The following is a 9,958-nucleotide window of genomic DNA, read 5'->3' as shown; positions in this document are numbered from 1 at the left end:
AGTCTTGGGTGGCAGGATCGGACGGGTGATCAGGCCGCGTTGCGGAGGAGGAATGTGATGTCTTCTCGGGGCGTCGCCGTGGTCACGGGGGCGGGTTCGGGCCTCGGGGCCGCCGTCGCCGTACGGCTCGCCGCCACCCATGACCTGGTGCTGACCCATCTGATCCAGGACTCCGGCCTGGTCAGGACCGTCGAGGAGGTGACGGCGGCGGGTGCGGACGTCGTCGCCACCGTGCCCGGGGACCTCACCCGTGAGGAGACCGTGGAACGGCTCGGGGAGGTCATGGCACGGTGCCGGGAAAGGCTGGATGTCCTTGTCTGCAATGCCGGCGCATACACATATGCGCCATGGCAGAAAACAACCTGGGACGAGGTCAGATCGGCCATCGACATCAATCTCCTCGCGCATATCGCCTGCGCACGGGCCGCCACCCCGCATTTGGTGGCGCGCGGGTCTGGCCGGATCGTTGCCGTTTCCACCGTGCTCACCCGGATCGGACGCGTGGAACTCGCCCCCTACATCGCCGCGAAAGGCGGGCTCGAGGCATTCGTGCGCGCTCTGTCCCGCGAACTCGGCCCACATGGGATTACAGTGAATTCCGTGAGACCGGGGCCGATCGAACTCAGTGCCCGGCAACGTTCTCATCCGGATTACCCGGCCTGGCGTGAACGGGAATTCGCCCGCCAATGCATCAAACGGCATGGGCGTCCCGAGGACGTGGCGGCGGCCGTGGCGTTTCTGGTTTCCCCGGAAGCCGGTTTCATCACGGGCCAGAGCCTCACGGTCGACGGCGGCTGGGATCTCCACTGACCTGTTTCCCCAGGCCGATCCAAGGACCACCACACGCATGGAACACAGCGCACACGGCTCCTCCACCCATGTCCTGCTGGTGCGGCACGCGCAGTCGCACGCCAGCGTGAAGAAGCTGATCGCGGGCTCCCGCAGCTGCCGGGGGCTCACCGAACGGGGCCGGGAACAGGCCGCGCGTCTCACGGCCCGGCTGGCGGCGGAACGGCTGCGGCCGCACGCGCTGTTGACCAGCCCCGTCCGCAGGGCCCGCGAGACCGCCGACATCCTCGCCAGGGGGCTGCGCGTCGGGGCGCCGGACGTCGAACGGGAGGTGCGGGAACTCGACTTCGGGGCCGCCGACGGGCTGTCCGTCGAGGAACACCTGCGCCGCCACGGCTCGTTCGACATGACGGCCGATCCCGACCGGCCCTTCGCGCCCGGCGGGGAGACCTGGAACCAGTTCCGGATCCGGGCCGGCCGCGCCGCCGACACGCTGCTGTCCCGGCACCGGGGCGGGTCCGCCGTCGTGGTCTGCCACGCCGGTCTCATCGTCGCGGTGATGTCCGCGCTGCTGGACGTGGTGCCGCAGACGCTGTTCACCGACGCGACCCCGGCGGTGACCTCGATCAACGAGTTCGTCCACGACGGTACCCGGTGGAGACTGGGCCGCTTCGACGACGCACGGCATCTCGACGAGGCCTGAGCGCGCCCGCCTCAACCGTCCTGCCGGGGCCCCCGCTTGCGCTCCATCATGTGACGGCCCAGCGCCTTCTTCCGCTTCCAGTCCCGCAGCAGCTCCGCGCTCAGGCGCGCGTCGCTGCGGGCGGCGATCCGCTCGTTCTCCCGGGCCAGCTTGTGGTAGTTCTCCAGCCGCCGCAGCGGGAGGGTCCCGTCCTCGGCGGCCGCGAGCACCGCGCAGCCGGGCTCCGTCCGGTGCGAGCAGTCGTGGAAGCGGCAGTCCCGGGCGAGGGCCTCGACATCGGTGAAGGCCTGGGCGAGACCGCCGTCCGCGTCCCACAGTCCCACACCGCGCAGCCCCGGCGTGTCGATGAGGACCCCGCCGCCCGGCAGCGGCAGCAGATCACGCGTCGTGGTCGTGTGCCGCCCCTTGCCGTCGCCGTCCCGGGTGGCGTCCACCCGCTGCCCGTCCGTCCCCGTGAGCGCGTTGGCCAGCGTGGACTTCCCCGCACCGGACAGGCCGAGCAGCGCGGCCGTGCCGCCGCGGACCAGGGCGGCAAGCAGGTCCATCCCCTGCCCGGTGGCCGCGCTGACCGGCAGCACCCGCGCCCCGGGGGCCACCCGCTCGGTGTCCTCCACGAGATACGACAGGGTCCTCGCGTCGGGCACCAGATCGGCCTTGGTCAGCACCACCACCGGCTGTCCGCCGCTCTCCCACGCCAGGGACAGGAACCGCTCGACGCGCCCGAGGTCCAGCTCGTCCGCCAGGGACACGGCGATCAGCACCTGATCGATGTTCGCGGCCAGCACCTGCCCGTCCGACCGCTGCGAGGAGACGGCCCGCACGAACGCCGTACGCCGCGGCAGCACCGCCCGCACGACGTGCTGCTCCCCGTCGACCGCCACCCAGTCACCGGTACAGGGATGGCCCGTGGAATCGGCGGAGGCCGGCGCCCCGGTACCCGCCCGCACGCACTCCGCCCGCCCGCCCGGGCCGACGGTCACCACCTCGCAGGACCCGCGATCCACCCGCACCACCCGGCCGGGGCTCAGCCCCTGTGCCGCCGCTCGGGCGAATCCGGTCGCGACGGCGTCGCTCCAGCCGTAGGGGAGGAGCGGGTGCGGGGCGGCGGGGGAGGAGGTCAAGCCACCACTGTACCGGCCGACCCTGCCCAAACAGCCGGCCGCTCGGCCGTTGACCCCCGGGTTTCCCCGTCGGGTGGGTCAGCGCTTGGCGGCCGCGGTGCGGGTCGGTGTGCCCAGGGCCCAGAAGAGGACGCCGAGGAGCATGAAACCGGCCAGCGGGACGGCCTCGGTCAGCAGGTACTTCCAGCGTTCGGCGTGGGTCCAGCCGTCCGGGGCGTAGGCGGGGCCGAACCAGTGGTCGCCGAGGCCGGGGGCGATCAGCTGCACGCTCGCGAACAGGACGAGCACGGTGAGCACCGTGCTGATCGTGCGGGCGAGGGGCGCCCGGTAGGGGCGGGGGGTGTCGGGGGCCTTGCGGCGCAGGACCGCGAGGGCCGGGAAGATGCCCAGATAGCTGACCAGGGTGGTGGAGACGGCGAGGCCGAGGACGGCACCGAAGAGCTTGGCGGCGCTGCCGCCGGTCAGCTGGTGGGCCAGGACCAGGACGACCGTGGAGACCAGTCCGCTGAGGATGTTGACCCGTACCGGGGTGCCGAACCGGCTGGAGATGACGCCGAGGAAGCGGGGCGCCGCGCCGTCGTAGCCGGAGACGGCGAGGGCGCGGTCGGAGCCCATGACCCAGGTGACGCCGGAGGACAGCACGGTGAGGATGAACAGGATCGCGGCGAGGTCCCCGAGCACACTGCCCGCGCCGCTGAGGGTGGCGGTGCCGTCGCCGGCGACGGAGCCGCCGTAGACGGTGAAGACCTGGCGGATCGCGTCGATGAACCCGCCGAGCCCGGTGACGGCCTTGACCGGGAGGACGAGCAGGATGCCGAGGATCGGCAGCGCGTAGAGCAGGACGGCGAGGAGGGCGCTGCGGAAGATGGCGAAGGGCACGTCCCGCTGGGCGTCCGTCATCTCCTCGCCGGCGGTGTTCGGCAGCTCGAAGCCGACGTAGTTGAACATCAGGACGGGGACCAGGCCGACGAATCCGGCGTACGTCGGGGAGAAGTCGCCGAGCCCGAAGCCGTGCAGGCCGTGCCGGACGCCGTAGAGCACGACGGTGACGGTGAACAGGCCGAGGAGGACGAAACGGCTCCAGGCGCCGATGGTGGGGATCCACTTGCCGACGTCGAAGGAGAGGATCGCGGCGAGCACGCCCACCCAGACGAACGCGAGGGTGAAGACGTAGAACGCCGGGGTGCTCAGGTCCTTGCCGTCGTGGAAGAAGGCGGTGAAGGCGGTGACCGCGGACACCGACAGCGTGCCGCCGAGCCACACCGGATTGGTGATCCAGTACAGGAAGTTGTTGACGGCGCCGGCCAGGCGCCCGAAGGCCCGGCTGGTCCAGATGTAGGGGCCGCCCTCGTCGGGGAACGCGGCGCCCAGCTCGGCGATCAGCAGCGCGGACGGCACGAAGAACACGACGGCCAGCACGATGAGCCAGGTGAACGCCTCGGCGCCGGAGGAGGCCACCGTGCCGATCGTGTCCACGCCGACGATGGTGCACAGGAGGAAGAAGAGGATGTCGAAGCGGCCGAAGTGCTTGCGCAGTTTCCGCCGCTCGGCCTGGGCTGCCGCCGGCATGCCGGCCGGCTCGGAGAGGATCTGGCCAGCGGCCACCGGGGGCTCCTGGATGCTCGTGGTACGGGCGGGATCCGGCCAATGATGGGCCGCCGCCCCAAATGCCCACAAGTGTTCGAGAGCAAGTCTTGACGATTACTTACACAGGCTCATGAACGAGGTCCCCGCAGCCGCGTCGGCCGGGCTGCGAGGACCTCGTTCGGGTGTCGCGCGGGCCTCAGTGGCCCTCCGCGGGTTCCAGCCGTCGGCGCGCGACCGGGGCGACGGGTTCCTCCCGCGGGGCCCGGTGCGGCACGAGGACCCGGCCCACGACCACGGCGTAGAACAGACCGCAGGCCATGACCAGCGCGAAGTCCGGCGGGTACAGGGTGATCATGCGCCAGGCCGCGGCGCCCACCCACAGCACCGCCGTACCGCCGTTCCACGCCCGGACGCCGATGCGCAGGCGCAGATGGGTGTTGCGGCCCGCGGACGCCGAGCCGGTGGGCCGCCAGGACTGGCGCCGGCCCCGGGCGATGTCCCAGATGGCGAACAGATGGGCCCAGCCGTACAGCAGCCGTACGGCCCAGGCCTCGATCCGGTACGGACACCGGTGCCACAACGGGAAGACCAGCAGGGTGTAGACGACGCTGGGCAGCACCAGCAGCGTGTAGCCGACCTTGAGTTTCTCCGGCATGGCCACCAGCAGCACGATCGGCAGCAGCGGCGCCACGAACGTGAAGACCGCCGTGTGGATGTAGTAGAGGAAGCCGGAGAAGTAGCAGAGCCGGGTGGTGAGCCGGAGCTTGGTGCTCCAGAACTTCTTGCTGGCCAGCAGGCTCATCGACCCCGAGCACCAGCGGTACTGCTGGTGGTAGAACGCGCTGACGTTGTCGGGGCAGTTGCCGGTGGCGAGGGGGATCGGCACATAGCGCAGCTTCCAGCCCAGGCGCCCGAGGTCGAAGCCCGTGTGCACGTCCTCCGAGTGCTCGATCAGCGTCGTACCGCCGTTGTCCTCCAGGGCCGCCCGCCGGTACACCGCGCAGCTGCCCACGCAGATGGCGCCGCCGTGGCGCTGCCGGGACACCTGGATGGCCCGGTAGAACAGCTCCTGCACGGAACCCGCGCCGCGCTCGATCCACGTCTGCCGCCGGGCCACGCGGAAGTACTGCGGTGACTGGACGATGCCGGTCTTCGGGTCGTGGTCCATGTACGGCAGGAGTTCCTCCAGCAGATCCGCCCGCGGGGCGAAGTCGGCGTCGAGGATGAGGACGTACTCCTCGTCGGAGATACCGAGCCCGTAGTGCAGATTGCCCGCCTTCTTGAACCAGCCCCGGTTGGGCCGGCTCCCGTACTCGAAGCCGAACTCCTTCGCCATCGCGGCGAGTTCGGCGGAGGCGGAGTCGTCGAGCACATACGCGGTGGCCCGGCCGGGGTAGTGGTCGGCGAGCCGGCGCACATGCCGCCAGGTGTTCTCCAGGACGTCGGCGGGTTCTCCGCACACCGGGAGGAAGACGGCGACCGTCGGATGGGTCCCGGGGCGCCAGTCCCGGACCAGGTCGCGGTGGGCCGCCAGGTCGAAGTCACGGGTGAACCCGTTCACCCGCAGCGAGGCCAGGTAGTAGAGGATGCTGAAGACCAGGCACGGCAGCAGGACGAACAGCCAGGGCGACGACTGGATCAGCCGGAACTGGCTGTAGACGAGACAGCCCATGCTGAGGAGCGAGGCGCCGGTGAGCACCCAGAGACGACGTCTGGCGTAGGAGTACTTCTCCTCGTCGTCCGGGGGCTGGGGCAGCACGGCGCCGGCTTGCTGCCCGGACCGGGGAGTTATGCGCGGGATGGACTGCCGTCGGTCGGTCTCCAGTGCGAGGTCAAAGGAATCCAGGCTCAAGGTGTGCTCCTTGAAGGGGGTCGGTCACCTCCAACCGATAGCCACGGAGGGTGTGACCCGCGCCTTCCGCTGGGCTGATTGCTGCACCGGTCCCTCGAAGGAAGGATGCGCCGGAGTGGCGCCCGGCGAGGAGCGGCTGAACAGCGGCCGCGAGGGCCTCGGCGGGGGCGGCGGAACGCAGTCTCTGCACTCGGGTGAACCTTGACCGGAGCTCGGACGAATCGCGGTGACGGTCCCTCACCTCCGCGCCGTCGTATCGTCATATTTGCCTTTGGTCCCCACCCTCAGGAACTGGAGGCACCCATGCCCTCAACGCATTCCCGCACCCGTCGCGTCGCCTGGACCTCGCTGGTTCTCGCGGCGGCGGTCGGCTTCCTCCCCGCCGGCCCGGCGCACGCGGCCGGATCCGGAACGGCTCCCAAGGCCAAGACCCCGGTGCAGACCTACGGCAAGCTCCATGTCTGCGGCACCCAGCTGTGCGGCGAGTCCGACCAGCCGGTCCAGCTCCGCGGCATGAGCACCCATGGCACCCAGTGGTATCCGCAGTGTCTCACCGGCGCCGCGCTGGACGCCGTCGCCCGGGACTGGAAGGCGAGCGTGCTGCGGGTCTCGACGTACGCCCGCGAGGGCGCCTATCGCGCGGATCCGAAGAAATACACCGAACTGGCGAGCAAGCTCGTCGACATGGCGAGCGCCCGCGGCATGTACGTCATCGTCGACTGGCACACCATCCACCCGGGTGATCCCCACGAGGACCTCGACAACGCCCGCGCGTTCTTCAAGGCGATCGCCGAGAAGCACAAGAACAAGAACAACGTGATCTACGAGATCGCCAACGAGCCCCACGGCGTGAGCTGGTCCACCATCAAGGACTACGCCGCGAAGATCATGCCGGTGATCCGCTCCCGCGCCCCCGGCAGCGTCGTCCTCGTCCCGACGCGCGGCTGGGCCACGCTCGGCGCGGCCGAGGCCACCAACGAGAAGATCATCATCGCCGACCCCGTCCGCGACAAGAACGTCATGTACACCTACCACTTCTATGCGACGGCCGGGCGGGAGCAGTTCCTGAAGCTGCTGGACCGCGCCTCGGACAAGCTCCCCATCTTCGTCACTGAGTGGGCCGTCGCCTCCTGGAACGGCTGGGGCACCGACTACCCGATGGCCCAGAAGTTCGTCGACCTCATGGCCAAGAAGAAGATCGGCTGGACGAACTGGAGCCTCTCCGACAACCACAAGGACCTGTCGGTGTTCAAGAAGGGCGCCTGCAGCACGGGCAAGTTCGGCACCGACGCGCTCTCGCCCAACGGCGTCTGGGTCCGCGACCGGATCAGAGGCTGATCTCGGTGTACGTCGCCCCGACCCGCCGCGGGGTCGCGGCCCGCACCGCCTCGGCCGCGACCGCGGTGGCCGCACTGCTGCTCACGACGGCCGCAAGCGGTGCGGCCGCGTCACCGACGGTCCCCTCGGGCATCAGGACCGTCTCGTCCGGCTGGACCAACCCCTGGGGTGTGAACTGGCTGGCGGACGGTACGGCACTCATCAACGAACGGGACACCCTCAAGGTCTTCAAGGTCACCCCGGCGGGCGCCAGGACCGAGGTCACGGCCGAACCCCCGATCGCCGTCCCCGGCAGCGGGGAGACCCTGCTCGGGATCGCCCTGTCCCCCCACTGGGGCCAGGACCACCAGATCTTCGTCTATCACCAGGCGAAGGACGGCAACCGCATCGCCCGGATGATGTTCGACGGCTCCCGGCTCACCGGGTACACCCCGCTCGTCACCGGTATCGAGAAGGGGCTGCACAACGGCGGCCGTATCAAGTTCGGCCCCGACGGCTACCTCTACGCCACCACCGGCGACGCCGACACCCCCGGCTCGGCGCAGGACAGGAACTCACTCAACGGCAAGATCCTGCGCATGACCAAGGAGGGGAAGCCCGCCCCGGGCAATCCCTTCGGCACCCTCGTCTACTCCTACGGCCACCGCAACCCGGAAGGCATCGACTGGGACGACCAGGGCAACCTGTGGGAGACGGAGATCGGCGAGGACACCCACGACGAGCTGAACCTGGTCCAGGCCGGCGGGAACTACGGCTGGCCCTCCTGCGAGGGTGTCTGCTCCACCGCCGGCATGACCGACCCCAAGCGCATGTGGTACCCCGTCAAGGGCGTGCCGAGCGGCCTCGTCCACGTCGACGGCGCCCTGTACGTGGCCGCGCTGCGCGGCCGGCGGCTGTGGCGCGTCCCGGTCGACGGGACCAGCCTCGGCACCCCGGTGGCGTACTACGCGGGCGGCTTCGGCCGGCTCCGGGACGTCGTGAAGGTCCCGGGCAGGCAGGCCCTGTGGGTCACCACCGACAAGGCGGGCCCGGGCAAGGACCGGGTCCTCCAGGTCGACCTCGGCTGACCGCGCTCCGAACGGGGTCCCCCGAGCCGTACCGACCCGGCTCCGGGGACCCCGGGGCGTCAGCCGTGGAAATTGATGTAGCCGTTGCCGTCCGCGTCGTTCGCGCGCTTGGTGTAGGAGTGGACGTCGGCCCGTGAGCCGTTGGGCTTCACGAGGTAGATGGTGTCCTTGTCGTTGTTCCAGATGAAGTTGCAGTTCTGGCGGTAGACGACGTTCCCGGCGTCGGAGTCGGTGCCCCGGCCGCCCCGAAGCTTCACATGGTCACCGGGCTCGAGCCTGTGGCTCGCGGGGAAGGTGAACTTGTTGCCCGTGGCGTCCTTGACGACGTACCCCCGGAGATCGACGGTCGCGGTCCGGGAGTAGTTCTTGATCGTCAGGTACTCGTCCTTGGTGTTGCCGCCGGAGCAGCGGTTCGAGTCCGCGCCGGGCGCGTCGTACTGCACGCCCTTGAGTTTCAGCGCGGAGGTGTACTCGGTGGCCTGGGCCGGACCGGCGGTCGACACGGCGAGCGCGCCCGCCAGGGACACGGCGGCCAGGATGTGACGCATGCGCGCGGGCATGAGGAATCCCCCCTCAATGGTGCGATTGGAGCGCCTGGAGCATACCGAATGTGAGGGAGGCGTGTGCTCTGCGTGTTCATTCCGTGAAGAGGTGCCGGGCCCGAGGCGGCCGCTCGGAGGCCTTGACAGGGGTTCTGGGCGACCTCAGACTGACGTTGCGCTTTCCGCAATCCGTTTCGCTGTGCGCATCGAGGTGTCATGATGATTCCCGCGTGCCGTCTCGAGGATCTCCCGCGGGGCGAGGCCGTCCGGCTCGACATCGACCCGCCGGTCTCGGTGTTCCACACCGACGACGGCGAGCTCTTCGCCATCGACGACACCTGCACCCACCAGGACGCCTCGCTCGCCGACGGCTGGCTGGAGGGCTGTGAGGTGGAGTGCCCGCTGCACGCCTCCAGGTTCGACCTGCGCACCGGCGCGGTGGACGCCCCGCCGGCCAAGCTGCCGGTGCGGACCCACGAGGTCGTGGTCGAGGACGGCACGGTCTACGTCAAGGTGTCGGAGGCGGCTCCCAACCTTCCGCCGTGTGCGGCGTCCCGGCCGGCAGGGGGACCCGCGTGAGGCGTGGCGGCCGTGGCCGGCGCCCCGCCCGCTGATCCGCCCGCCGCCGCTGAAGCCCGTCACCATCCCGAACTCGCCGAGGTCCGCCCCGGGTTCGGGGTGGCTTTTTTGTACTGCCGGTCAGGAGGCAAGGGCTGATCGGCCCCTTGTCAAATCGTCATCCGCCAAACCCTTGACGCCTGTCCGCGCGGCGGCCAGGGTGTTCCACCACAAGCAATTCAATGCGCGATGCGCAACACATCATGTGTGGCCCGAACACATCTGGCAGAACATCCATCCTCGGCCGCAGCACTGGTTCCGCGGCTGAACGCCGAAAAGAGGGCGATCGTGACCCCCACACAGACCGAGGTGTCCCAGCGGCGGGGTGTGCCCGAGGACGC

The 9,958-nt window shown here is 70.1% G+C and carries 9 protein-coding genes; 5 read left to right on the top strand and 4 right to left on the bottom strand.

The genetic code is table 11. The features are described 5' to 3' along the window. Positions 1–57 precede the first annotated feature (57 nt). Together AQJ64_RS43545 and AQJ64_RS43540 are read left to right on the top strand one after the other, a co-directional pair. Entirely contained in the window at positions 58–810 is a 753-nt protein-coding gene (locus AQJ64_RS43545; protein ID WP_055633121.1) for an SDR family NAD(P)-dependent oxidoreductase, read from the top strand. Between the two features lie 37 nt (positions 811–847). Further along, positions 848–1,492 (top strand): histidine phosphatase family protein, encoded by a 645-nt coding sequence (locus AQJ64_RS43540; protein WP_055633122.1) that lies wholly within the window; start codon positions 848–850, stop codon positions 1,490–1,492. A gap of 11 nt (positions 1,493–1,503) precedes the next feature. Here the strand turns inward: AQJ64_RS43540 and rsgA are convergent, their stop codons facing one another. The 3 genes from rsgA to AQJ64_RS43525 form a co-directional block, all read right to left on the bottom strand. Beyond that, entirely contained in the window at positions 1,504–2,613 is a 1,110-nt protein-coding gene (gene rsgA / locus AQJ64_RS43535) for a ribosome small subunit-dependent GTPase A (protein ID WP_055633123.1), read from the bottom strand. A 78-nt stretch (positions 2,614–2,691) separates the two neighbouring features. Beyond that, positions 2,692–4,218, bottom strand: a complete 1,527-nt coding sequence (locus AQJ64_RS43530) for an APC family permease (RefSeq protein WP_079062311.1) — start codon at positions 4,216–4,218, stop codon at positions 2,692–2,694. 178 nt (positions 4,219–4,396) lie between these two features. Continuing rightward, complete coding sequence (locus AQJ64_RS43525) at positions 4,397–5,872, bottom strand: glycosyltransferase family 2 protein (protein WP_059203537.1); 1,476 nt, start codon at positions 5,870–5,872, stop codon at positions 4,397–4,399. A gap of 483 nt (positions 5,873–6,355) precedes the next feature. Between AQJ64_RS43525 and AQJ64_RS43520 the strand changes: the two genes are divergently transcribed. Together AQJ64_RS43520 and AQJ64_RS43515 are read left to right on the top strand one after the other, a co-directional pair. After that, positions 6,356–7,390, top strand: coding sequence for a glycoside hydrolase family 5 protein (locus AQJ64_RS43520; RefSeq protein WP_059203532.1), 1,035 nt, complete (start codon positions 6,356–6,358; stop codon positions 7,388–7,390). Between the two features lie 5 nt (positions 7,391–7,395). Next, entirely contained in the window at positions 7,396–8,457 is a 1,062-nt protein-coding gene (locus tag AQJ64_RS43515; protein ID WP_211286536.1) for a PQQ-dependent sugar dehydrogenase, read from the top strand. Positions 8,458–8,516: 59 nt separating this feature from the next. Here AQJ64_RS43515 and AQJ64_RS43510 read toward each other — a convergent pair whose 3' ends face one another. Next, on the bottom strand, positions 8,517–9,017 hold the full coding sequence (locus tag AQJ64_RS43510; RefSeq protein WP_059203531.1) for a lamin tail domain-containing protein: 501 nt from the start codon (positions 9,015–9,017) through the stop codon (positions 8,517–8,519). A 198-nt stretch (positions 9,018–9,215) separates the two neighbouring features. Between AQJ64_RS43510 and AQJ64_RS43505 the strand changes: the two genes are divergently transcribed. Further along, positions 9,216–9,578, top strand: a complete 363-nt coding sequence (locus AQJ64_RS43505) for a bifunctional 3-phenylpropionate/cinnamic acid dioxygenase ferredoxin subunit (protein ID WP_059203530.1) — start codon at positions 9,216–9,218, stop codon at positions 9,576–9,578. Positions 9,579–9,958: the final 380 nt, after the last annotated feature.

It is taken from the genome of Streptomyces griseoruber, from assembly GCF_001514205.1.
GTDB lineage: Bacteria > Actinomycetota > Actinomycetes > Streptomycetales > Streptomycetaceae > Streptomyces > Streptomyces griseoruber.
Note: the sequence above shows the minus strand (reverse complement) of the source record. Positions and strands in the feature narration are given on the sequence as shown.